17 protein-coding genes are annotated in these 23,897 nt (G+C 47.2%); 10 read left to right on the top strand and 7 right to left on the bottom strand.

The window, feature by feature from the left end; all coding sequences use genetic code 11:
• Positions 1–88: 88 nt before the first annotated feature.
• Positions 89–1,225, bottom strand: coding sequence for a bifunctional diaminohydroxyphosphoribosylaminopyrimidine deaminase/5-amino-6-(5-phosphoribosylamino)uracil reductase RibD (gene ribD / locus H6F77_RS09705; RefSeq protein WP_190487779.1), 1,137 nt, complete (start codon positions 1,223–1,225; stop codon positions 89–91).
• A gap of 318 nt (positions 1,226–1,543) precedes the next feature.
• Positions 1,544–3,589 (bottom strand): WD40 repeat domain-containing serine/threonine-protein kinase, encoded by a 2,046-nt coding sequence (locus H6F77_RS09700; protein WP_190487778.1) that lies wholly within the window; start codon positions 3,587–3,589, stop codon positions 1,544–1,546.
• Positions 3,590–4,170: 581 nt separating this feature from the next.
• Here H6F77_RS09700 and H6F77_RS09695 point away from each other — a divergent pair.
• Positions 4,171–4,971, top strand: a complete 801-nt coding sequence (locus H6F77_RS09695; RefSeq protein ID WP_190487776.1) for an HAD family hydrolase — start codon at positions 4,171–4,173, stop codon at positions 4,969–4,971.
• 14 nt (positions 4,972–4,985) lie between these two features.
• Here H6F77_RS09695 and mreD read toward each other — a convergent pair whose 3' ends face one another.
• The 3 genes from mreD to H6F77_RS09680 form a co-directional block, all read right to left on the bottom strand.
• Positions 4,986–5,531, bottom strand: coding sequence for a rod shape-determining protein MreD (gene mreD / locus H6F77_RS09690; RefSeq protein WP_190487774.1), 546 nt, complete (start codon positions 5,529–5,531; stop codon positions 4,986–4,988).
• Positions 5,532–5,628: 97 nt separating this feature from the next.
• On the bottom strand, positions 5,629–6,399 hold the full coding sequence (mreC, locus tag H6F77_RS09685) for a rod shape-determining protein MreC (RefSeq protein ID WP_375335930.1): 771 nt from the start codon (positions 6,397–6,399) through the stop codon (positions 5,629–5,631).
• A 195-nt stretch (positions 6,400–6,594) separates the two neighbouring features.
• Positions 6,595–7,602, bottom strand: coding sequence for a rod shape-determining protein (locus H6F77_RS09680; RefSeq protein WP_190487771.1), 1,008 nt, complete (start codon positions 7,600–7,602; stop codon positions 6,595–6,597).
• Positions 7,603–8,430: 828 nt separating this feature from the next.
• Here H6F77_RS09680 and H6F77_RS09675 point away from each other — a divergent pair.
• The 4 genes from H6F77_RS09675 (at position 8,431) to murI (ending at position 13,903) form a co-directional block, all read left to right on the top strand.
• Entirely contained in the window at positions 8,431–8,796 is a 366-nt protein-coding gene (locus tag H6F77_RS09675; RefSeq protein ID WP_190487769.1) for a single-stranded DNA-binding protein, read from the top strand.
• A 473-nt stretch (positions 8,797–9,269) separates the two neighbouring features.
• The gene (locus H6F77_RS09670) at positions 9,270–10,682 is read left to right on the top strand and encodes a cation:proton antiporter (protein WP_190487767.1); all 1,413 of its coding nucleotides are present in this window, start codon (positions 9,270–9,272) and stop codon (positions 10,680–10,682) included.
• A gap of 309 nt (positions 10,683–10,991) precedes the next feature.
• On the top strand, positions 10,992–12,839 hold the full coding sequence (locus H6F77_RS09665; protein WP_190487765.1) for an N-acetylmuramoyl-L-alanine amidase: 1,848 nt from the start codon (positions 10,992–10,994) through the stop codon (positions 12,837–12,839).
• A gap of 203 nt (positions 12,840–13,042) precedes the next feature.
• Positions 13,043–13,903, top strand: coding sequence for a glutamate racemase (murI, locus tag H6F77_RS09660; RefSeq protein WP_309228826.1), 861 nt, complete (start codon positions 13,043–13,045; stop codon positions 13,901–13,903).
• 42 nt (positions 13,904–13,945) lie between these two features.
• Here the strand turns inward: murI and H6F77_RS09655 are convergent, their stop codons facing one another.
• Positions 13,946–14,218, bottom strand: a complete 273-nt coding sequence (locus tag H6F77_RS09655) for a hypothetical protein (protein ID WP_190487951.1) — start codon at positions 14,216–14,218, stop codon at positions 13,946–13,948.
• Positions 14,219–15,029: 811 nt separating this feature from the next.
• On the opposite strand from H6F77_RS09655, the gene sds reads away from it, so the two are divergent.
• Positions 15,030–16,001 (top strand): solanesyl diphosphate synthase, encoded by a 972-nt coding sequence (gene sds / locus H6F77_RS09650; RefSeq protein ID WP_190487763.1) that lies wholly within the window; start codon positions 15,030–15,032, stop codon positions 15,999–16,001.
• A 45-nt stretch (positions 16,002–16,046) separates the two neighbouring features.
• Here the strand turns inward: sds and H6F77_RS09645 are convergent, their stop codons facing one another.
• Positions 16,047–16,532: a hypothetical protein gene (locus tag H6F77_RS09645; protein WP_190487761.1), complete on the bottom strand. Its 486-nt coding sequence runs from the start codon at positions 16,530–16,532 to the stop codon at positions 16,047–16,049.
• A gap of 438 nt (positions 16,533–16,970) precedes the next feature.
• Between H6F77_RS09645 and hetZ the strand changes: the two genes are divergently transcribed.
• From hetZ to H6F77_RS09625, 4 genes are all read left to right on the top strand, one after another.
• Positions 16,971–18,134 carry a heterocyst differentiation protein HetZ gene (hetZ, locus tag H6F77_RS09640; RefSeq protein WP_190487759.1) on the top strand — a complete coding sequence of 388 codons (1,164 nt, stop codon included), beginning with the start codon at positions 16,971–16,973 and terminating at the stop codon, positions 18,132–18,134.
• A complete protein-coding gene (locus H6F77_RS09635) occupies positions 18,127–19,134 on the top strand; it encodes a hypothetical protein (protein WP_190487751.1) in 1,008 nt (335 codons plus the stop codon). Before hetZ ends, H6F77_RS09635 begins: the two co-directional genes overlap by 8 nt.
• Positions 19,135–19,282: 148 nt before the next feature.
• Positions 19,283–21,649 carry a transglutaminase TgpA family protein gene (locus H6F77_RS09630; protein ID WP_190487749.1) on the top strand — a complete coding sequence of 789 codons (2,367 nt, stop codon included), beginning with the start codon at positions 19,283–19,285 and terminating at the stop codon, positions 21,647–21,649.
• An 839-nt stretch (positions 21,650–22,488) separates the two neighbouring features.
• Positions 22,489–23,826, top strand: coding sequence for a serine/threonine-protein kinase (locus tag H6F77_RS09625; RefSeq protein ID WP_190487747.1), 1,338 nt, complete (start codon positions 22,489–22,491; stop codon positions 23,824–23,826).
• The last annotated feature ends 71 nt before the right edge of the window (positions 23,827–23,897 follow it).

The following is a 23,897-nucleotide window of genomic DNA, read 5'->3' as shown; positions in this document are numbered from 1 at the left end:
CAATTTTGGATTTTAGCGAGAGTGGGTTTTCTCGAACAGCCTTTAGCGAGTACCATGACTCAATCTAAAATCTAAAATCTAAAATCGCCTATTGCCGCAAATAACCTTCCACCACACAATCCGATCCGACGGTTCGCCAGACGACTCGTTCCAAGGTAAGTGCTTCCGTCATTGTTGCAAACCCCAAATCCCCCACTGGTGAAGGAGCTGCTTTACCGCCGACAATTTTGGGAGCAATAAAGGCGAGAATTTTTTGCACCGCGCCTTCTGCGATCGCACTTGCTGCTAAAGTACCCCCACATTCCCACAGGACGGAGAGTAACCCTCGGTCGTACAAGTACGCCATTGCTTTCTTAGGTGTCAGCGGATTAAGCTCTACTACTTCAACCCCCTTTTTCGCCAACATCTGCTGAAAATCCGGAGAAGAACCAGGCTCGGTAAGCACTAAGGTACTCGCCTCATCTGTCTCCCATAGATGCGCTTCAGATGGCAAATTCAAGCTACGACTCATTACTACGCGCAGAGGATTGCGAGCATCTTTTTGATGACTTGTCAGATGGGGGTTATCCAGCAGTACGGTGTTACCACCCACAATTACAGCATCGCAGGCACTCCGCAGACTGTGTACTTCATTGCGAGCTTCGAGGCTGGATATCCAAGCGCTGTGACCCGTAGTTGTGGCAATTTTGCCGTCTAGGGTCATAGCGTATTTTAAAATCCCAAACGGCTGTTTGTAGAGAATGCGATGGATAAAAGCTTCATTGAGTTGCTTGCAGGCGTCTTCTTCCACTCCCACCACTACTTCGATACCCGCCTGCTTCAACCGCTCAATGCCTCCCCCAGCAACTAGGGGATTTGGATCAACCATGCCCACTACTACTTTAGCGACGCCAGCGGCTACTAAGGCTTCGGAACATGGTGGAGTCCGCCCGTAGTGATTGCAGGGTTCTAGATTAACGTAGATAGTAGCTCCAAGAGCGCGATCGCCAGCGTCTCTAAGGGCAAAAACTTCTGCATGCGGATTACCAGCGCCGGGATGGAAGCCTTCGCCCACAATCTTCCCATCTTGGACAATTACAGAACCAACGAGCGGGTTGGGCGCTGTACGCCCCAAAGCACGCTTGGCGAGTTCGATGCACCGCTGCATCATAGCGCGGTCGAAGGCTGTCACGGTTGATTCTGGCTGAGATGCGTGCGGTTGAGCGTCTGGGGAAATGTTGTCCATTATTTTGCTGCTGTCGTGCCTAACCCTGAGTTTAATGAATTAGGACGCAGCAAGCATACTGTAGTGGGAGTTTTGGTGTTTGCAGCTTAAGCGCGATCGCTCCTATAAAAAAATTAAGCTGCCCTCAGAATGTAATTCTGGCGCTATACAAATAAAGCCTGCCTGCACAGACTAAAATCATAACTCCGCGCACCCGAACACATATTTTTGTAGCCGCGATTTCCCATCGCCAAAGCAACATATCTCCCCTATTTCTTACCCCGCCCTCCCCTATTTCTTACCCCCCTCTCCTCCCAGGAGAGGGGCTGGGGGTGAGGTTCAACGCGGCATCCGCCAAATCTTGATGGTATTGTCCCTACGTCCTCCACTAACTAAAGTCTGCCCATCCGCGCTTATTGCGACAGACAGAACCCCGGAAGAATGACCTTTGAGGGTGCGGATTGAATTGCCACTTGCCAAATTCCAAATCTTGATAGTTTTGTCCCCACTATCACTACCACTAACTAAAGTCTGCCCATCCGGGCTTATTGCGACAGTCTCAACATCGTCGGAATGACCTTGAAGGGTGCTGATTAATTTGCCACTTGCCAAATTCCAAATTTTGATGGTATCGTCCCCACTACCACTAACTAAAGTCTGCCCATCCGGGCTTATTGCTACAGATGTAACATAGGCGGAATGACCTTCTAGGGTGCGGATTAATTTGCCACTTGCCAAATTCCAAATCTTGATGGTATTGTCCAAACTACCACTAACTAAAGTCTGCCCATCCGGACTTATTGCGACAGTCTCAACCGAAAAGGAACGACTTTTGAGGGTGCGGATTAATTTGCCACTTGCCAAATTCCAAATCTTGATAGTTTTGTCCCCACTACCACTAACTAAAGTCTGCCCATCCGGGCTTATTGCGACAGTCTCAACATCGTCGGAATGACCTTGAAGGGTGCGGATTAATTTGCCACTTGCCAAATTCCAAATTTTGATTTTATAGTCATCACTACCACTAACTAAAGTCTGCCCATCCGGGCTTATTGCGACAGAATTAATCTGGTGGGAATTACCTTGGAGGGTGCGGATTAATTTGCCACTAGCCAAATTCCAAATCTTGATGGTCTTGTCATCGCTCCCACTAACTAAAGTCTGCCCATCCGGGCTTATTGCGACAGAATAAACAAATCCGGAATGACCTTGTAGGGTGTTTTTTAGGTATGATTGAGAGATGACTAAGGAAATCGGATCGCTATTAAACGTAAGTTGACCATACATCAGTACTCCTAATAATCCTCCCAACCCCGTTAAGATTACACCACCCACCAATAATTTATTTCGCGCAGCTAAAGGAAAAGATGGAGTTTTAGGAATACTTGAGGTTGTCGCCATTTGTGGCGTTTTAAGAAAAAGTGGACTTGTAAAAATACCTAAGGTTGTCGCCATTTGTGGCGTTTTAACAGGTTGAATTAGCTTGCGTTCAATTTCCCCTATCTGCTGTAAAAGCACCTCAGTATTGGGGGGTCTATCCCCAGGTCTGGGCGCCATCAACTTATCGATAAAATCAGCCAATAACGTTGAAATATTAGCCGCCTCTTGCCAGCGCAAAACATCATTATTGGCATCGTAAAAGTCCGAAGGATTCTTTGCAGTTAGCAAATACACAAACGTGCGTCCCAAAGCAAAAAAATCCGATTGCGGTACAGCTTGACCATTGGCTTGTTCTGGTGGCGTATAACCTGGTGAATCCACACGTGTGATTGAGTGTCCTCCACCTAGTTTGGCGATATAAGTAATTGTCGCCTCCCGCGCCGTCCCAAAGTCAATTAACACCAACCGCCCATCGGGTCTTAGCATGATATTTGGCGGCTTAATATCCCGATGGAACCACTGATTTTGATGCACGAGATGCAAAATTTCAGTCAGTTGTTTTAACCACCCTATTGCTTGCTGTTCGGATATGGGATTATTCCCATGTTGTTGCAGCCATTCTTCTAAGTTGTGGCCATCAATTTTTTCCATTATAATGCAGTGCAATGTTAGGCTATTTTTTGCCTGAAATCGGAAGTAGCCATCAACATCAACTTTGGGAACGCCGGGATGATTAAGCTTTTTCAATACTGCTGCTTCTTGTTGGAATAGTTCTACTACTTTGCTGTTATTGTTGAAATATTCTTTCAGAACTTTGAGAATTTTTGGCGTTCCGCCTTCGTCGGCTTCATAGATTTTGCCAAAACCGCTTTTATCACTTAGCAAGCGCATCACTTGATAACGCCCTTGCAGCAGCAAGTCAGATCCGCAACTTTGACAGAAACGGTTATTATCATTGTTAGGGTGGTCTAGTTTAGCGCAATGGGGATTTATGCACAGGCGCATAGTTCGCAGCCGGAGAGATTTATCTGTAGTATAGGCGCGATCGCCCTTTCCCTACCCTATGCCAGATGCATGCTTACTCTTATGTTCGATAAGCTTTGAGCAGCTTTCTTATAGTTAATAGACTCCAACAGCAAAGTGCTGTAAAACCTAACTTCGGCGGGCGTCTAAATCTCTATCAAAGATTGCAATAATAAAAGGCACGCCAGCGTTGCTGTAAGCAATAGCGATCGCTAACCCTCTTCAAATCAACCCCAATAATTTAATTTTTTACCTGTTCCAGGTGACTTTTTTTTCTAAACCCCTAGACTTCCACCGCATTTTTTTGGTATGATGATTTCGACGAGGAAGAACTAGGCTGCAATAATTATTTTGAATAAATTTCAATTATTTAATAATACCCCCTAGAGCGCAACTATAGAGTAATAAGTAATACAAGTTTGTGAGTTTTTGGGCAACACCTGAAACAAGTTATCTGTTTATATAAGTTGAGCGAATGAATTAAGTAAAATAAATTGCACTAAAACTTATGATACAGATGCTAATGTAAAGAAACTTATTAAAAAGCCTATCCCCCACCTTTTATGAAAGGCAATACTGTCTTAAACTCGCAACCCCCGCAGTGGTACCAAGATCAAAACAGCGGTTACTCTAGGCAACAGATGACGGTCTTCTGTGACTTTGACGGGCCTATAGTGGATGTTTCCAGCCGTTACTACAGCACCTACGAATTGGCGCTAGCCGATACGTTTGCAATCTACAAGGAGGATGGAGAAACTCTGCCGATCCAGATGTTAACTAAACAGCAATTCTGGCAAATGAAGCAGGATAGAGTTCCCGATATTGAAATTGCCATGCGGTCGGGCTTGCAGGGCGAGCAAATTGACGTTTTTTTAGAGCGCGTCGTAAAAATTGTCAATCACCCAGCGCTGTTAGCAAAAGACAAAATGCAGCCAGGGGTAAACTGGGCGATCGCGTTGATGCATTCTAAGGACGTGCGGTTGGTATTAGTGACGTTGCGGTGTCAAAGCCAAGCCACTCAAATATTACAAAATTATGGTTTAGCTCGTCTGTTTAGTGGAATATATGGGACTGCTGACAAAAATGCTGCTTATAAAAACTACGCTGAAGTGAAAACGCAGCTATTGGAAAAAGCGATCGCAGAACAACAAGAGCAAGGTAAGCCTTTATCATCAGCTTGGATGGTGGGCGATACTGAAGCAGATATAACAGCAGGGAAAGCAATGGGGATTCCCACAATTGCTCTCACCTGCGGCATTCGCAGTAGCTTGTATCTTAAGCAGTTTCAGCCCACCCGCATTGCTTGCGACTTACTTTCAGTTGCTCATTACCTGCTAGATATTAAGAAGCTAGTTCGAGTCTGAAACCAATTGGCAATTTAAGATTGCTCTAATAAATTCATCTTTTGCCACCAGCGGTTTAGGGGATAGTAAACAACAGGCGCCCAAAGGCTGCTGAGAATAGCGCTAGAAAGCGCGATACGCTGGTGGTCAGACCAAATTTCTGCCAAAGCGCGATTGCCCTCTAGAAGAAACTGAAGTGCGCTAACCGTCTCAGCAAGCACTGCCATACCAAATACAATTAACGCAACAGAGATAAAATCTTCCTGAATATAACGCTGCTTTTGAATGCGAGCCGTCAAGTATCCAACTATGCCAAGGCTAATAGCATGAGAGGGATGAGGGGCCGTCATACCATCTTGAATCAGCCCTAAAGCCATACCTGCGATCGCTCCCTGGAAAGGCGTGCGCTTCAAACTCCAGGCGACAACCCAAACCAACAGCCAATTAGGGCCTATACCCAACAATTCCATCCCCGGTAAGCGAGTCTGTAAGACCAGCGTACACACAACGACAGAACTAACAGTGACAGCAGCGTTAACAATTTGACGTGCCCAAGGTGACAGGTGAGAAAGGTTAATCAAAAATTAGTTCTCCCATTTAGCTGTGTAAGAGGACGCTTTCGGCCTTTTAAACACTAGGGTTATTGGCAAGGTCGTTGATGATTTTAGTCCGTAATTGCTAATTTTTAGACTCTACCTCGTTTGTAGACCCTAGCTGCTTGCTCTCAAACGGATACGACATCACCCACTCCAGGTACATAATCGGTGCCGTAAGCTCAATGACAGCTTCAGGAGCAGGGCTTTTTTGTAGATTCACTGACTCCACACGACCTACTGGCAAGCCTGCTGGGAAGAGATCGCTAATGGGTGAGGTGGAAACCAAATCCCCTTTACGAACATCCGGTACTTTATCAAAGAACTGCATTACGGCTCGGTTCGATCCCTGACCCCGAATATAACCCATGTAGCGACTGCGGCTGATGGTAACACCGACCCTACTGTTTGCGTCGCTAATCAGCAATATTCTACTGGTATGGGGCGTGACGCTAACCACCCTGCCTACTACGCCACCGGAACCGACAATGATATGGCCAACTTTAATACCGTCAGCACTCCCACGTCCCAGCGTCACCTGTTGCCACCAGTGGTCGGCGCTACGTCCCACTATTGGAGCAACTATTCCTTTTTGTTTGGTCTTGTCAACGTAACCCAACAGGTCTTTTAACTTTCGGTTTTGGTTTTCCAGTTCAACTAACCGGCCTTGTAGCTCCTGAACCTTGGCATTTTCTATCCGCTCTTGTGAAGTAAGACCAGTTTGAAATGGGCGGGTCATATATTGATAAAGCTCAATAAGTGCTTCTCCCTGAGTCTGCCGGACTAACCAGCCAGTTCCCAGAGTCAGCCCCACCAAGATCATTTGTACCCCGTGCCGGTCCCACCAGCGACGCATTGTATACATAGATTGTTAATTGTTATGAGTTTTGAATTTAGTTATGAGGTGAGGAAGTTATAAGTCTTGAGGCAAGTTTTTTTATTCAACACTCAACGCCAATCCTCATACCCCCTCTGTGTGTTGGCAATGGGACAGCCAATATCTAAGGGGGTTGTTCTTTTGCTTCGCTTTTACACAACCAATCAAAACTGATTACATATTGCGCGATCGCCCGCTGAACACCCGTTCGAGCTGTTTGAAATTCTCCAAAACACGGCCTGTTCCGAGTACAACGCAGCTCAAGGGATCTGCCGCAACGTGCGTAACAATTCCGGTTTCGTGGCTGATCAGGGTATCAAGTCCCTTCAACAAAGCACCACCGCCTGCCAGCATGATGCCCCTATCGATAATGTCAGCCGCCAATTCTGGAGGGGTACGCTCTAAGGTTCGCTTAACCGCATCTATAATCACAGAAAGTGGTTCTGACATACTTTCCCGAATTTCTGGCCCCTTGATAGTGACCGTTCTCGGTAAGCCAGAGAGCAAGTGTAACCCCCGGACTTCCATCGTCGCATCGCTATCGAAATCAGTAGGATAGGCCGAACCAATCTGAATCTTAATTTCTTCAGATGTCCGCTCCCCGATCACTAGATTGTGTACTTTTTTCATGTACTGAGTGATAGATTCGCTCAGTTCATCCCCAGCTACGCGCACCGATTCGCTGATCACCGTACCTTGCAAACTCAGGACGGCTACTTCGGTCGTACCCCCACCGATATCGATAATCATGTTTCCGGTCGGTTCTGCGACTGGTAGCCCAGCACCGATTGCTGCTGCTACTGGCTCATCAATTAGGTAGACATCTCTGGCACCTGCTTGAGAGGCGGCTTCCATAACCGCTCGTCGTTCTACGCCCGTGACACCTGAAGGAATGCCTATGACAATCCGAGGCGATACCAGGGTTCTCCCTTCGTGTACCCGCCGGATAAAATGCTTGAGCATTAGCTCTGCTGTGTCAAAGTCTGCAATCACACCATCGCGTAGGGGGCGAAGGGCGATTACATTGCCCGGTGTCCGACCCAGCATTTTTTTTGCATCTTCCCCCACGGCCAGCGGGATTTTAGTGTCTTGGTCAATAGCAACCACAGAAGGTTCTTGCAGAACAATGCCTTTGCCTGATACATAGACCAAGGTGTTAGCTGTGCCCAGGTCTATACCCATGTCCCGCGACAAGGAAAAGCGACTGAAAAGACCCACTCGTTTCTACGCCCCCAAAGTGAAATTCTGCTGTGTGTGACGGAAATGTAACTGAAGTGTAACCGAGGTGGATTTTATTACGTTTTCTATCCTGCGTCTAGTGAGTTGATATTTTCTGTTGCTAACTCCCAGGGAGTATGGCGTCAGATTATCAATTTTTGGGCTTGACATTGCCTGCGACTCAAGCTCGGACTTTAAAACTCCAAGTTGCCTTCGAGTTGTAGACCTTCGGTTTTGTCCCAGACCTGTTAATTTTATATACCCCAATTTACTCACGCATCATATTTGTTAAGCTGGATTTACTCCAGAGTGGAGCTTTCCTTGCTTTGCACCGTAGAAGGCGATAACTGTATCGCTTCAGTATTTATATATACTTCAGCTTTGGCAATTCAGCCTATCTTTACTCTAAGGGTGGAGTTTAGCACAAGCTCTGCCTAGATCTACCGCTAAACGCTTATTGTTCAATGCAGTATTGCTAGTGGCGGAACTTGGGTCTACACGCCTCGTTAGAGTGGAAGTGCCCAACACTCAGTCTGCAAGCATCATTCTGGCGATCGCTTGCTCCATCAGGATAAACTTCAAGTGAATCTCTACTCGTCAACACTCACTCAAAAGTTTATATCCTTGGGTGGGTGGCTCCCACTATATTTTTGGCCGATCGGGGCAGCTAGGATTTGTTTATTTTGAATGGACGATAAAAAACAATTATTTTGCCCCTGACAGTACAATTTCTAGTTTATTCGGCTAAACTTATTAAACTGCGCGCAAGTACAAGTGTACTATAAGAAGTTTATGAGTTTGAATGTTGTGAATTTGGTAGGCCGTGTAGGTGGAGAGCCTGATGTCAAATTTTTTGACTCAGGTAGCACTAAGTGTAAACTGACGTTGGCAGTAAAGCGTCCCACTAAAGATAGCGACCAGCCTGATTGGTTCAATTTAGAACTTTGGGGAAATGAAGCGCGAATTGCTGCCGACTACGTGCATAAGGGAAGCTTGATTGGGGTTCAAGGCTTCTTGAAGTTTGAGACTTGGAGCGATCGCGCTACAGGAGCCGAGCGTTCTTCACCCGTTATTCAAGTGAATCGCCTCCATCTATTGGGTTCCAAACAGGATAACAATGCCAGCACAGGCGCAGAGTATAGGGAAGACGAGTTCTAATTAGTTATTAGCGATCGCACTTAGAGCTTTTAGCCATCAGCAAAAGCGGATTTCGCTGAAAACTGATGGCTAGTTACTAGCTATTATTCAGGCTGTCAATCCCTAATATTGCTTCATATCGGCAATTATTTTCACTAGATTCAATCTATACCCTATACTTAGGCATTTCTCCCCCCTCAATAAATAATTTGTATTAGTGTATTGTGTTTTTAATGGGTTGTGTAATTTTTGACTGTCCCACTACATATGCAAGGCAATCGAAACACTTTCCCCATTTCTGCCAAAAACTTGCCCCTACCAGGGAACCCTCTTCCTCCTATCTAGCGTCATCTTGAGGACTTAGGCATTTAAGGATGGCAACACTCTGAAAAATTGTGTTTCAAATAACAGAATTCCCTTGCCAGACCTCGCTGCATTGTGTAAAGAAACTTGTACAGTATAAAGAATGATTTCTGCACAACCATTGGATTTAGATGCAACTGCCTTTTTTGACTTTCCTCACCCCACCAAACTGGTTCCCATCTTTGTGCAAAACCCTCCTCTTGCAAGCACCAACAACACAAGCAGAAAGTGGTTCGCTGGTAATGGCAGGAGTGCTGCTAAGTTTAGTCATCATCTACTTTGCAAGTAAAGTTGGCGGCGAGTTGTCTAACTCTCTCGGCTTTCCGGCGGTCTTAGGCGAACTGGTTGGTGGTGTTATAGTTGGCATTTCTGCACTGCACCTGCTGGTGTTTCCCGAAAGCGGAGCAGAAAGTTCTAACTCAATTATCATCACCTTGCTGCAATCGACTGCGGGGTTGAGTCCTGACTCAGCAAACGCAACCTTCAGCTCTATGGGCGAAGTCATTTCGGTTTTGGCCGAACTGGGTGCAATCGTATTGCTATTTGAAATTGGTCTGGAATCCAACTTAAAAGAACTGCTCGCAGTTGGCCCGCAAGCCGCTATTGTAGCCATTGTTGGGGTAGTTGTTCCGTTTGCAGGTGGAACTGTAGGTCTAATTTACCTGTTTGGTGTGCCAGCGGTTCCTGCCATATTCGGTGGTGCAGCTTTGACAGCAACCAGTATTGGCATTACTTCCAAAGTTCTATCAGAAATAGGGCGTCTGACTTCTAAAGAAGGCCAGATTATTCTTGGCGCTGCGGTTATAGATGATGTCCTGGGTATTATCGTCCTAGCTGTAGTCGCCAGTCTTGCCAAAACTGGCTCCGTAGATGTAGGCAATGTACTTTATCCCGTCATCAGCGCCAGTGTTTTTTTAATCGGTGCGATTCTGCTAGGCAATGTTTTAAACACATCCTTTGTGGCGATCGCCAATCAACTCAAGACACGCGGAGGCGTGATAATACCAGCTCTTATCTTTGCCTTCGTTCTTTCATACATTGCAGCCGCAATCCATTTAGAAGCTATTCTGGGAGCTTTTGCTGCTGGGTTAGTCTTCGACGAGACAGATAAGCGTAAAGAGCTGGACAAGCAGATCGTGCCCATTGCTGATATGCTAGTGCCAATTTTCTTCGTAACAGTTGGTGCAAAGACAGACTTTGGCGTGCTAAACCCCGCTGTTCCCAGCAACCGCGAAGGACTAATAATGGCGACTTTCCTGATCGCAGTTGCCATTGCGGGTAAGGTTGTTACGGGTCTGGCAGTGTTTGGACAACCCGGTATCAACCGACTAGCGATCGGCGTCGGGATGATTCCTAGAGGTGAAGTGGGGCTGGTTTTTGCTGGTGTTGGTTCTGCCAGCGGTGTTTTGTCGGAAGCGACAGAGGCGGCCATTATTATGATGGTGATTCTGACGACTTTTATTGCCCCTCCGTTGTTAAGGCTAGTGTTTCAAGAGCCAGCGATCGCCAAACCTGAAAAAAGCGATGCTTCGATTAGCGATTAACCCCTAACTACTAACAATTAGGGCTTTGCTGAAACTTGATACCGCCTCTCTACGTCCTCTGTGGTTTGCCTGCTTGAATTATCGTGGTGTCCGCACAACTACAAAATCATGGTATTTTAACCCCGTTCGTAATTGTGTATTTATGTGTGGGGGAAACATATCCCCACATCTTCTTATGCCCGCGCCTGAGAGGCATTGAACCGAACCTTTCTACTGCCACGAGAGTAGTAGTTCGTTGTTGATTAGGATAAACAATACACAATCAACAATGAACGATAAACCATACTGCGTTTATTTGGAGCAACGATTGTGAGATATTACTGGCTACTACCCAGTTTTTTGAGCCTTTTTCTGTTTTCATCCCCTGCATTCGCTGGGAAACTGGTATTTTGGCGCTTCGATAACAATCAGAACCGCCTGGAATTTAGGACAGACGATGGGGTTCAGCCAACAGCACAACTGCTTGCTAACCCCACGAGGCTGATAATCGATCTGCCAGGGACAACGCTGGGACGCCCGACCGTGACTCAGCAGCTCAACGGTGCAATGCGATCGCTGCGGGTCGGGCAGTTTGACGACCGAACCACTCGTCTAGTACTTGAATTAAATCCTGGCTACACCCTAAATCCAGAACAAGTTCGCTTCCGAGGTCTCAATCCGAGCCAGTGGTCGGTACAATTACCAGCGCCGGAACGAGTATCTTATGTACCTAGCGTTACGCCTGAAGAACCGCTACCGCAAAACCGCCCAAGCGATCGCTCGAACCAGCCAGGGCCATCTATTATCGCTTCCGCTGGTTCGGCAGTTCAAGTGCAAGCTTTACAAGTAACGCGGGATGGGTTTTTCATCCGCACGAGTGGCGGAGAACCCCAACTGAAGGTAAAGCGGAATGGCGATCGCAACACGATCGCCATAGACATAGAGAACGCCACCCTCTCCAACACGCTATCCCCTTCTGACATACCAGTTAATCGCTTCGGCGTCAGTCGCGTAAAATTTTCCCAAGAATCTCCCGGCTTCGTGCGGATGACGCTTAACGTCAGCCAAGACGGCCCCGATTGGCAGCCCAGTTTCAGCAGGCTGGGGGGAGGCATAGTTGTTTTGCCAAATGGCACGCTCGGGCAAACTATAGGCACCCCTTCCTCCAATCCTAGCGACCCTAACTCTTCCCCAACATCGCCTCGGCTAGCTACCATTCAGTCAATTGACATCGCCAGTAGTGGCACTATGCTGTTAATTCGGGCTGACCGTTCGGTATCGCCCACCAGCCGCTGGGACAGTGCCGCAGGTGCGTATCGAATTACAATTCCTTCCGCACAGTTGGCTGACAGAGTAAAAGGCCCGCAACTGGATGCTAACAGTGCCGTTTTGCGGGTGCGTCTACAGCAGCAAGACTCGAATACTGTGGCGATTCTAGTGCAACCAGCTGCTGGCGTGCAGATTGGTGAACTCAATCAAGTTAATGACCAGATGGTAGCGCTCCAGTTATTACGGACGACGCGACCTAGCAACGAACCAATTAGCAGCACGATTGTTGTCCCGGCGCCTGAAAGGCCTAATCCGCCTCCGGTAGAGCAAAGCCGTCCTACACCTACACCTATACGCCGTCCCTCTAATGGCAGAGTGCTTGTGATCGTAGATCCGGGTCACGGCGGGAAAGATTCTGGTGCCCCAGGTAGGGGGGGAGTTCTGGAAAAAGACATCGTTCTGTCAATTTCCCAAAAGTTAGCGGCGCTGCTGGAGCAACAAGGTCTCCAAGTGAAGATGACGCGAAACTCTGATTACTTCGTAGATCTGGCACCGCGAGTTGATATGGCACAACGGGCAGGTGCAGATTTGTTTGTCAGCATCCATGCCAATTCCATCAGCGGGCGTCCCGATGTGCGCGGTCTTGAGACTTACCATTACGGGAAAGGGGAAGGTCTGGCTCGCACTATCCACAGCAACATTTTGCAGAGCATGGATATCCCAGACCGAAGGGTGCGTAGTGCAAGATTCTTTGTGCTGAGGAAGAATTCCATGCCTGCTGTTTTGGTGGAAACAGGGTATGTAAGCAACTCCTATGAAGCTAGCAGACTGTCGGACCCTGATTACCAGAACCAAATGGCTCGGGCGATCGCGAGGGGCATCATGCAGTACATTCAGCAAAATCTTTAGACTTACAAAAGTGTAAACTCCGCGTACTCGTTGAAGGAACTCTTAAGAGCATTCCCAGCCAGCAGGAAGCGAATTTTGTAAACACTAAGAAGTCAAAAGTCAGAATTTAGGTAGTGTGAGGAGCAACTGTGGATTTAACTGAAGATTCCCTATTGGCTGAGAAGCCAGAGCAAAACAATGACAGCAAAGATAGTTTGACGAGCATTACCCCCCCTACAACTCAAAATTTTTCCTCTCAATCCTCATTGAAAATTGGGATATTTGACAGCGGTGTGGGGGGGCTGACTGTTTTGAGAGAAGTTTACCGCCAGTTGCCTAATGAATCGATTCTCTACTTTGGAGACACGGCGCGGCTGCCCTACGGTACTCGCTCTCAGGCAGAAATTTTGCAGTTCTGCTTAGAAATTCTCAACTGGATGACAGAGCAGGGGGTGAAAATGGCGATCGTAGCCTGCAACACCAGTTCTGCTCTGGCAATCGAGAAGGTGCGTTCTGAGTTTAATTTACCAATTCTGGGGACTATCCTGCCGGGGGCACGCGCCGCTGTTGGCATAGGAAAACGGATTGGCGTCATCGCTACCCCAGCTACTGCCGCCAGCAATGCTTTCCGTCGCGCTATTTTAGAAATTGATAGTTCGTGTCATGTCTGGCAAGTGGGATGTCCGGAGTTTGTGCCCTTAATTGAGCAAAATCGCATTAGCGACCCCTATACTGCTGAGGTGGCTAAGGAGTATCTCTCACCTTTGCTAGAGCAAGAGATCGATACGCTCGTCTATGGCTGCACCCACTATCCTCATTTAGCACCCGTATTAAAGACTATTCTTCCTCCATCGGTTAAGGTTGTTGACCCAGCAGTACATGTTGTTGCCGCCGCCGCCCAAGAACTAGACTTGCTAGGACTGCGAAATACCCGTCCCGCTCTACCGACACGATTTGCGGTAAGCGGTTGTCCTCAACAGTTTGCTACTGTTTCAGTACAGTGGTTGGGGTGTACTCCCGTTGTTGAAAAAGTTTATCTCCCAGCAATGTCGCACCCAGGCACGCAGTTTGGTCGCAAGCCATGAGGTACTGCGTCTAATTTAAAATGTATAAATTGATGACTGGCGTTAGCGCACGCTAGTCGCTTCGCCTACGCTGCGCGTCTGCGATCGCGTATTACTTCCACCCGCCGGAAACCCTACTGGTAGTCCTTCTACTTGCTTTCCGTAGGGTAGGGCTGTCTCTTGCCCAGATACCCCCCCAGCGGCTGATACCCTCTGGGTAGCAACGTATCGCGCTCCTTTAGCAGTTCGGCTGGCCAGCATCAACAGCAGATAAATTGTTAGCAAATAACCTGTGGCCAAAACGGGAATAATCAGAGGCATTTCACTGTAATTCATAGTGTAGATACAAGTAGAGTAGGTTATTTTTCATACAAAATCTTTCACCAGCCAGAGCTAGGGTGTAACTCTTAATGCTGGTAAACATAGCAATCTAGGAGAGAAATTTTTGCTCCCCCAAATTTCATATTCATTACCCGCAATTCCCACGCTAAGGCTTGGGGCGGGCTTGTTTTTCCTAGAAAGTTAACGGCTATTGTCCGTTTGTCTATGAGGATGATTGATAAAATCACTATCTGGCTGCGGTACCTAGCGGATGCTTAGTTCGTTATAAGCTATCCACTCTGCCGAACCCAGTATTTACGCCCATCCCTCTTGTTTCCCCACCATCTGTAACTCAGTTAGCGATCGCCACTTCCACGACTAAGGATTGTGCCTTTAAAATAAACGCACTACCAGTAATTTAGTCGCAGCATTAATTAAAGTAAAGTTGCTAATATGTCTAAAAACCAATTAGCTACGTTCCTTCCTGTGTCATATGCCACTGCGGCTGTTCCTCTATGTGTAGTTTTCAGCCGTAGCTCTCAGGCTAATTTTATATGGCCTTGAGCAACGCCGGAATGCCCCACATTAGTTAGGTTTTACTGGCGAGGAGTGTTATGAATTTTTCTTAATTCCTTACTACTAAGATTAACACAATATCCCCCGCTCTTAACGCTGATTTTTGAGATACTTAACAAGTCGATACAATTACTGAAACAGGCTTGCAGCGCATCTTTTAACCAATACAACTTCCCACTTAAGCCGAATTTGCTTAAAATAAGGTACAAGAATGTAAAATTTCGTAACTAACGCAGCCGTTGGCTAATCCATGACCTCAGTCACCTCCCTGTTTGCCCCTGTTGAAGCAGATCTGCAAGTTCTCACCGAGAACTTAAAAAAACTTGTGGGTGCGCGTCACCCTATTTTGTATGCGGCGGCAGAACATTTATTCGGGGCTGGAGGAAAACGAGTTAGACCAGCCATTGTCCTGCTGGTATCGCGGGCGATAATGTTGGATCGTGACATAACCCCTCGTCACCGTCGTCTTGCGGAAATTACCGAGATGATTCACACCGCCAGTTTGGTGCATGACGATGTGGTGGATGAATCTTCCATGCGTCGCGGTCTCCCTACCGTTCACAGTCGTTTTGGCAACGCCGTTGCTGTCTTGGCGGGGGATTTCTTATTTGCTCAATCCTCTTGGTACTTAGCCAACCTGGATAACCTAGAGGTTGTCAAGTTACTCTCAGAAGTGATCAAGGATTTTGCGGAAGGAGAAATTCAACAAGGGCTAAATCGATTTGATACTAGCTTGTCGATTGAGGCTTACCTGGAGAAGAGTTACTACAAAACGGCATCATTAATCGCCAACAGTGGCAAGGCGGCTGGCGTATTAAGTGGTGTAGATAGGACTCTGGTCGATAATTTATATGGGTATGGTCGTCATATTGGTCTAGCCTTCCAAATCGTCGATGACATTTTAGACTTCACGGGTTCTACTGAAGAGTTGGGCAAACCCGCAGGTTCAGATCTAAAAAGCGGTAATCTTACAGCACCGACGCTATTTGCCTTGGAAGAAAATCCATTACTAGAAGCACTGATAGAGGGAGAGTTCAGCGAGGATGGGGATTTAGAGGAGGCGATCGCTATCATCAACCAAAGTCAGGGTATACCGCGATCGCGCGAACTAGCAACACACCATGCTCACCTAGCTGTCGAACACCTCGCTTCTTTACAACCGTCCGACTCCCGTCAAGCCCTAATTGATATGGCTGACTATGTACTCAAGCGTCTTTATTAGGGATTTTAGATTTTAGCCTGCAACTAATCTAAAATCCCCAACTCATTAAGCTATATCACTGGGTAGTTGCCTGGGTTTAGCTTTGGGTTTTGACTTGAGACGGCGCAGATGGGTCTGGACTAAAGAGAGCAAACGGGCGCGGCTAACCTCCTCGCCTGCTGTATTATTCCCCGGAGTTTCCAAAAAAATCGTGCTATCCACGATGTCCATTGCAAACATTTGGAACAAAATGTGAGTTACCAGCATTGCCTTGGGGATAACTTGAGGATCTGGCACTTGCTGGAAATCAACAGCGTCTTTAAAAGTGGGAAAGGCGTAAAGAACCTTTTTTTGTAAATCGGGTTGAGCGCGATTGCTGAGGGTGGTTAAAATCCAACCCTGCTCGGGGTTTTCAAGAATATAGTATTCTAAATGTCGCAGCGAGTCTGCTAGTTGCTTGAGAACGGGTGCTACGCCTGCAACTATTGCGGGAGTAATACCATCTTGCGGGGCATCGTCAACTAGGACTTGAATCTGTCGATCTAAATCCATCTGTGTATGTTATTAGCTAGGTGCAGTGTCACCCTCTTAGTCTATTTCAATCGCTGATAGGGATTTACACAGCAGGACACAGACCACCACGATAGAGAGAGTACCACTCCCTAGCAAGGCGTGCGTTCAGCCCAAATAATAAGCGTTATAGCTCGGGGAGACCCTAAGAAAGTTGTAGCCGTTGCGTGCTATTTTTGTCCGGGTATATGCGATCGCAAATAGAACGGGTAGCATCGAAGCCAAGGTTTTCTTATGAGAATTTCGGTTAAAGCTGGGAAAGAAGTAAAGTTCTTAACATCACTTATACTTTCTGTTTACTCTCAAAACTAAATCGATGCTTTAACCTAAAAAAGTGACAAAAAGGCGAAAGCAATAGGGGGCATTCTAGCTAAAACGGTTTCGTTGAGTCTATTAGCGTGTTTTTAGCGGTCAAGGTATATGAGGGAAATCTGCCCAGGGGGGGACGACATTTTTGAGTTCCTATTTAGCGAACTTCGCAGGTCAACCAAAGGTGATGAGCAGAACTGTCGGGATGTGGCCGCCCGCATAGCCAACGAAGTGCTGCGGATCTGCAAAGAGAGTAAGCGCATCCAGGATTCTGGAGAGGTGGAAAGCTGGGCGACAACGCTAGCTCGTCATCGCCTCAACCAATGTCTGCGTTATTACCAACTGGGGCGACGGCGCGGAGGAGTAGAATTACACAGTACTCTTAGTGCTATTGTTTACCGCTACATTACGCCGCCTTCTACTCCGCTGAACTATCAGGCGCGGCTGACGTTGATTGAAGATTTTTTACAGGGATTTTATGCAGAAGCTTTGAACGCATTTCGGCGCGAAAGCCAAGTAGGCGCGTCATATCGTCCGCAGACCCTGTTGGATCTGGCGGAGTATATGGCGTTTACCGAACGATACGGCAAGCGACGCATTCCCTTGCCAAGCCGCCGCAGCCAGCAATTGATTGTTCTGCGGGCGCAAACTTTTTCGCAGCAACAACCCCCGGAACTTTCAGTTGATATGGAGCAGGCAGCAGAGGGGGCGATGTCTGAGTCAGACTCGGCTTGGAATGATGCCGCCGTGCAGCAGGTAAGATCTGCGATGGTAGCCCTTGAGCCTGAACCTGCCGAATCAAGTCTTCGCCAGACAGTGGTTAAGGAATTAATTCAATATCTGGAGGATCGCCAACAAAAAGATTGTGCAGACTATTTTGTTTTGCGGCTAAAAGATTTATCAGCTAGTGAAATTGAGACAATTTTGCGGCTGAGTCCGCGCGATCGCGACTACTTACAGCAGCGATTCAAATACCATTTGATCCGGTTTGCCCTTTCTCATAAATGGGAACTCGTGCATCAGTGGTTGGAAGCTGATTTGGAAAAGAATTTGGGTCTTACCCCCCAAGATTGGCAGGAGTTTATTAAAAAAATTGGCTCCCAGCAGGCGGAATTAATACGATTAAAACAACAAGGACTAGCGAATGCAGCGATCGCTACTACCCTGGGTTGCACTGTAACTCAAGTTGAAAAGCGATGGTTTAAGCTGCTAGAACTTGCCTGGGATATTCGCAATCGTTCAGTATCCGGACAAGGTGCATCCAAAGATGAATAGTGACGTAGATAACAATTCAGACGCCATCTACCGCAGCTTATTGGCCTGGTTGCAACACGATTCTGGTCAACCACCAGCACACTATAGCGAAGGCGAGTTTACAGCCGCGGATCTGGAAATGGATGAGTTAGACGTATTGGATTTTGAAGACTTGGACTTTGCCCCCGACCGTACAGGTGAAGCGGCGACCTGCCCTCAACCACTCTCTTTGGGAGACATACCGACCGTGCAAAATCGTTTCCAGGCGCTCCTCAAGCGCCGGTTGCAAGATGAGATTGAACTTCACCCACCCCGGTTTCCTTGGGAGACGGAAATCGGGAACTATGAATCTGACAATTCTGTAGAAAGCACAGATATCTGGGGTTCCGACCTTGGTTTGTCGATGTCCCTGCTGCCAAACTTTAGTTTGCCAGTCTTTCTCCCGAAAGATGTTTTAGTACAGCTCTTAGAAGCTTGCCAGCAAGCGGTGCAATCTCCGCAGCAACTGGGGGCGAAAATGGTGCGAGCGGTACTATCTTTGTTTCCACAGCAGCCCCAGTTCCTCAACGAATTAGCTGGAATGGTACTGCTGTATCCCACCCGTAGCCCTCAAGAGCAGCAACTGTTTACAGACAGTTACGAAGCAGCATCAGACAAGCAACAGATGGCTTTGTCATTATTAGCAGCTAGAGAAATGCTCAAGGGGCTGACCTTGATGGTGTCGCGGAGCCAGCCGTCTGTACAGCGAGAATGGCAGACAGCGGTTGGACTTGTCACTTTACAAGCAGAATATGAATTAGAGAACAAAGTTCCTAAACTCAGGGTGCAGTGCAGATTGCCGCGCGGTGGCAGCATAACTCTGCGGACTGGTCAGGCAGAAGCAACTGCACAGCGCATATATCCAGGTTACTTGAGTGTAGAATCTTTCGATTTGCCACCCAACCAAAGCTATTCGCTGGAAATCCGGTTCCAAGAGCTGGAGCAGCAACCGCTAATTTTTGCAATAGCTCTTACTGCATAGTGGCTAATAGTTGGTGGATAGTAGGTAATAGGTAATGGGGAATTAGGAATGGGGCACTAAAGTCAGAAGTAATTACTTTATTGCTTTTACTGTCCCGATGGCCAATCCCCAATGACCCGTTGACCAATTACCAACGACCAACTAAGAAATGTCTAACTCTTCGGGGACTCGGCAACTACAGCGTCTACCGGGTTTAAATCAACTGTGGCAACGGCTAGAATCTATACCTCGGCCAGAGCCAGAAAACTCAATACTGCTACGAGCGCTGGTGCAGGCGCTTGTAGTGGTGGGTATTGTAGCTACAGATATAGCAGCAGGCGTAGGGGAAGGGGAGATACCGCTATCCCTTTGGGCAGTCCCCTTTAGTATTGCTGGGGCTACTTGGAGCTGGTTTCATCGGCGCGATCGCAACGTGCCTATGAAGTTTTTGCTAGCCATTGGCATGATAGGTGCAATGGTTTTTTTCTTTGTCAGAGGTTTGGGCAGCCTCAATGACATGCGATTGGTTCTGGCTGAGTTGTTAATTCAGCTGCAAGTCCTCCATAGCTTCGACTTACCCCGCCGCAAGGATTTAGGGTATTCGATGGTGATCGGGCTGATTTTGTTGGGTGTCGCCGCTACTCTCAGCCAAACTTTAGCTTTTGCACCCCTGTTGCTGCTATTTTTAGCGATCGGCCTCCCGGTTTTGGTTCTCGACTACCGTTCGCGGCTGGGCATAGGAACAAAACCTAAAACCCATCTACGGGGGGTTCCTCAGACTTGGCAGGCGCGGCTTGCAGCTTATGGGCTAGCGCCAAAACGTCTGGGTGTAATGTTTTTGGCGATTGTGGCATTAGGGCTAGCAATTTTTGCTCTGGTGCCGCGTTTTCCAGGCTATCAGCTGCAAACAATGTTGCCAGTCAGCGCCCCCAATAGTCTGAAAGACCAAGATTTTCCTGGTAATAACCTGGGAATTGTCAGACCTGGGCGCAGGAACGGGCAAGGTTCAGGTACGGGGGCAGGTCAAGGCCAGGGGGAAGATGGCAAGACGGAGGAAACCTCCTACTATGGCTTTAGCAGCAAGATGAACCAGAACCAGACCGGAGAGCTAAAGCCCAAGGTGGTGATGCGGGTGCGATCGCAGTCCGAGGGATTTTGGCGGGTGCTGGCGTTTGACAACTATACGGGTCAGGGGTGGGAAATTTCCCGCGATACCCAAACCCGAACTCTGGAAAGGCCGAGTTGGTCTTATAGGTTTTTTCTCTATCTTGGTGGAGGCGGGAATAGAACCAAGTCGGTGATTCAGACTTATAGCGTAGTGTCTGAGTTGCCGAACTTAATTCCAGCATTGGCACTACCTAGAGAACTGTATTTTCCTACGCTGAAAGTGGCGGTAGATACAGAAGGCGGTTTGCGATCGCCCCAAATATTGCCCGAAGGACTGACATATACTGTTATTTCAGATGTGCCTTACCGCGATCGCGATGTATTAGGGCAAGCGTCTACTCGCTATCCTAAAAACATTCAGAAATACTACCTACAAGTTCCGGATGCGATCGCTGCCAAAGTGCGTGCCCGCACTCAAGAAATTTTAGCAAAGTACAATCAGCAACAAATAGATAGGAAGCAAAAACCTATAACTTCGCCATACGAGCAATCGCTGTACTTAGCTCAGTATCTCAAGCAAAATTATAAAGTCCCAAAAGGCGGGATGGGGTTGCCCCTTTTGGGTGAAAACGAAGATTTAGTGGAGGCGTTTCTCTTCAAAAACCAAGGTGGCTATCCAGACCACTTTTCGACCGTTTTAACTATTATGTTGCGTTCGATTGGCATTCCCTCGCGGCTAGTGGGGGGTTTTGCTCCAGGGCAATTTAATCCGTTTACGGGTTTATATATTGTTAGCAACACCGATGCTTATGCGATGACGGAGGTGTATTTTCCCAGGTATGGTTGGTTTTCCTTCGATCCAATTCCGGGACACGATTTGATTCCACCATCTATTGAGGAGAACCAGGCGTTTAGCGTATTGCAGCAGTTTTGGAAGTGGGTTGCAGGATGGTTGCCCTCGCCGCTGACAGGATGGTTGAATGGATTATTTGAGGCGATCGCATCCTTCCTTGGTATGGCGATATCCCTCTTGTGGGGGATGTTGTCTAACGGCTGGGTAGGATTTTTTACTGCTTGCGTTCTTGGTATTGTCCTCGGCTTTTTGGGCTGGTTGGGTTGGACGCAGTGGAAGGCGTGGCGACGCCGTGCGTGGCTTGCTAAGTTACCGCCGATGGAGAGTTTATATCAGCAAATGCTTGATGATTTAGCGTCCCAGGGTTTTCGCAAGCATCCAGCGCAGACGCCTTTGGAGTATGCAAAAGCATCGCATCAGCATCATCCACAGCCAATTTCCGAGGCGATTGAGGAAGTTTCTCACGCTTATGTTGGTTGGCGTTATGGGAAGATTACCCCAGCTAATTTGCAACTGCTGCAACAGCGAGTGCAACAGTTGAGAAAGCTTGCAGCAAAACAACGCTCTAGAACTTAGTTTTTAGTAACCTAAGTTGTCGGTTTCAAGAATATAGCAATCCTAAATCAGTTGTGAAATCTCTCTTCCGCTCTTTCCTTCGCGCTCTAACGGCTAACGCCTTCGCTTCGCTAATGCGTCTAACGCGCTGACGCGCTTCGCTCCGCTGACGCGGTTCGTTAAAAAAATATTTCACAAATCAAATAGGACTGCTATATAAGTTGAAAAATAAAGCTCCTTTTATTTAAAAAAGGAGCTTTATTTTTTGGGCAATATTTCCAAAAACTTGCAATTCAACTATCTGCTAAGTAGATGGATCTAATTATTTGTAGGATGGTTAGAGCGCCAGCAGACCCCATCAAAACCATATCAATGTTGGGTTTCGTTCCTCAAGTCAACCTACATGAGATGTTTAGTTTAATTATGTCTACCTACTTAGTAGGGAGCAAACCTGTAGAATATGCTTGGTAGCATTCCTTCTAGAAAAAGCTGTTAGAGAATATTAAAAGTAGATACTAAAACAGCGCCCATCTAATAAGTAACAGGAGTGTTGAGTTCAGTTTGGGCGATTGCATCTCCTCATCCTCCAAAGTGCGTGAAGCGTAGCTATCCCATAGGGAATCGCGCCAACAGCAGCTACATCAGCAAATTGTGGTGTGGGAAGCGAAGCAGCAATTAGTTAGTTGAAATCGAAACTTAAGGCGGTGCTTGGTGAGTCTTTGTGACGAAACTCAAACGCTTCACACCAGAAGTTGCCAATTTAACTTAGATTAACTTAGATTAATAGGGAAAATACCTTGCTTCTTTGACAAGTTGCGTAAAGCACGAGAGAAAATCCTAATCCTACTCCCTAACTCAATATGAGCCACTGGGCACCACGGCAACAGCTTAAAGGCGGCAAATACATCGTTGAAGAACTCTTAGGCTTTGGTGGCTTCGGCGTTACCTATAGAGCTAGAGAGCAGCCATCCGGTCAATTCGTTGCTATTAAAACCCTCAACGCCTTACAGCAAAGTAAACCGGATTTTGCGGCAATTCAAGAAAATTTTGTTAACGAGGCGATGTGTTTAGCCAGTTGCCGCCATGTCCATATTGTTAAAGTATTGCCCCAATTGTTTCAACAGGATGGGCTGTGGTGCATGGTGATGGAATATATCGAGGGGCAGGATTTAGCTTCTTATTTAGACGAGCGAGGTGTTTTGTCGGAGCAAGAAGCGTTAAGGATTATCCGGCAAGTTGGGGATGCGCTAACCTTTATCCACAACCAGGGATTTTTACACCGCGATGTCAAGCCACTTAATATTATGCTGCGTCGAGGGAGTTTGGATGCCGTTTTAATTGATTTTGGTCTGGCTCGTGAGTTTATCTCTGGCAAGGAGCAAAGTCATACCAACTACATAACAGAGAGATTTGCACCGATTGAGCAGTACCAAAGACGTGCTGAACGGGGTGCTTATACTGATGTTTATGCGTTAGCGGCGACACTTTACAATTTGCTAACTTACCAATTGCCGCCTGCTGCGGACATAAGGAAAGAGTTCAGCATTCCTTTAGTACCGCCTAAGCAACACAATCCCAAAATTAGTGACAGGGTGAATGATGCCATTATTAAGGGCATGGCACTGGAACCAAAAGACCGTCCGCAGTCGGTGCAAGAGTGGTTGGCGCTGTTTACCGAAGCTGAAGCTGACGATTTGAGTTCCGAGAGGGGGATAGATTACCGCAATCTGCGGGATTTACTCAAGGCGGGAAAGTGGAAAGAGGCTGATGAGGAAACTTACCGGGTGATGCTCAAGGCAGCTAGAAGGGAAAGCGAAGGCTGGCTCGATGTGGATTCCATCAACAGTTTTCCTTGCAAAGACCTACGCACTATCGACCAACTCTGGGTAAAATACAGCAATGGGCGCTTCGGCTTTTCTGTGCAGAAGCGCATCTGGGAAAGCGTTGGGGGGAACCATAACGCGGATTGCGCCTATGAAAAGTTTGGCGATCGCGTCGGCTGGAGAGTGGAAGGCAACTGGATAAGCTGCCAATACTATCGGTTAACCCTATATGATGCCCCTTTTGGACATCTTCCAAGTTTTTGGGAAGTTGTGGGATGGGAATACTTGCGGAAGCAGCGGAGGTTTTCCTTGATGAAATTTTTTGTTAGGGCTAATAAGTCACTTGACTTTCTTCTCTCGCGTAGAGACTTGTAAAGTGTAACATATAAAGGCTTGAGCAATTTGTGAAAAATTGCTAAGGTCATCGTTTCCACGAAGCCTTGAGC

The organism is Microcoleus sp. FACHB-831, from assembly GCF_014695585.1.
GTDB lineage: Bacteria > Cyanobacteriota > Cyanobacteriia > Cyanobacteriales > FACHB-T130 > FACHB-831.
The sequence above is the reverse complement of the archived record's forward strand: the minus strand, read 5'-3'. Positions and strand labels throughout refer to the sequence as shown.

What these genes read in the sequence shown, in the direction of transcription:
- H6F77_RS09695 (WP_190487776.1), top strand. Translation starts at nt 4,171, where the DNA reads ATGAAAGGCAATACTGTCTTAAACTCGCAACCCCCGCAGTGGTACCAA.
- H6F77_RS09635 (WP_190487751.1), top strand. Translation starts at nt 18,127, where the DNA reads ATGAATAGTGACGTAGATAACAATTCAGACGCCATCTACCGCAGCTTA.
- H6F77_RS09670 (WP_190487767.1), top strand. Translation starts at nt 9,270, where the DNA reads ATGCAACTGCCTTTTTTGACTTTCCTCACCCCACCAAACTGGTTCCCA.
- H6F77_RS09625 (WP_190487747.1), top strand. Translation starts at nt 22,489, where the DNA reads ATGAGCCACTGGGCACCACGGCAACAGCTTAAAGGCGGCAAATACATC.
- H6F77_RS09675 (WP_190487769.1), top strand. Translation starts at nt 8,431, where the DNA reads ATGAGTTTGAATGTTGTGAATTTGGTAGGCCGTGTAGGTGGAGAGCCT.
- ribD (WP_190487779.1), bottom strand. Translation starts at nt 1,225, where the DNA reads ATGGACAACATTTCCCCAGACGCTCAACCGCACGCATCTCAGCCAGAA.
- H6F77_RS09645 (WP_190487761.1), bottom strand. Translation starts at nt 16,532, where the DNA reads ATGGATTTAGATCGACAGATTCAAGTCCTAGTTGACGATGCCCCGCAA.
- H6F77_RS09655 (WP_190487951.1), bottom strand. Translation starts at nt 14,218, where the DNA reads ATGAATTACAGTGAAATGCCTCTGATTATTCCCGTTTTGGCCACAGGT.
- H6F77_RS09680 (WP_190487771.1), bottom strand. Translation starts at nt 7,602, where the DNA reads ATGGGTATAGACCTGGGCACAGCTAACACCTTGGTCTATGTATCAGGC.
- sds (WP_190487763.1), top strand. Translation starts at nt 15,030, where the DNA reads ATGACCTCAGTCACCTCCCTGTTTGCCCCTGTTGAAGCAGATCTGCAA.
- hetZ (WP_190487759.1), top strand. Translation starts at nt 16,971, where the DNA reads ATGAGGGAAATCTGCCCAGGGGGGGACGACATTTTTGAGTTCCTATTT.
- H6F77_RS09630 (WP_190487749.1), top strand. Translation starts at nt 19,283, where the DNA reads ATGTCTAACTCTTCGGGGACTCGGCAACTACAGCGTCTACCGGGTTTA.
- mreC (WP_375335930.1), bottom strand. Translation starts at nt 6,399, where the DNA reads ATGCGTCGCTGGTGGGACCGGCACGGGGTACAAATGATCTTGGTGGGG.
- H6F77_RS09700 (WP_190487778.1), bottom strand. Translation starts at nt 3,589, where the DNA reads ATGCGCCTGTGCATAAATCCCCATTGCGCTAAACTAGACCACCCTAAC.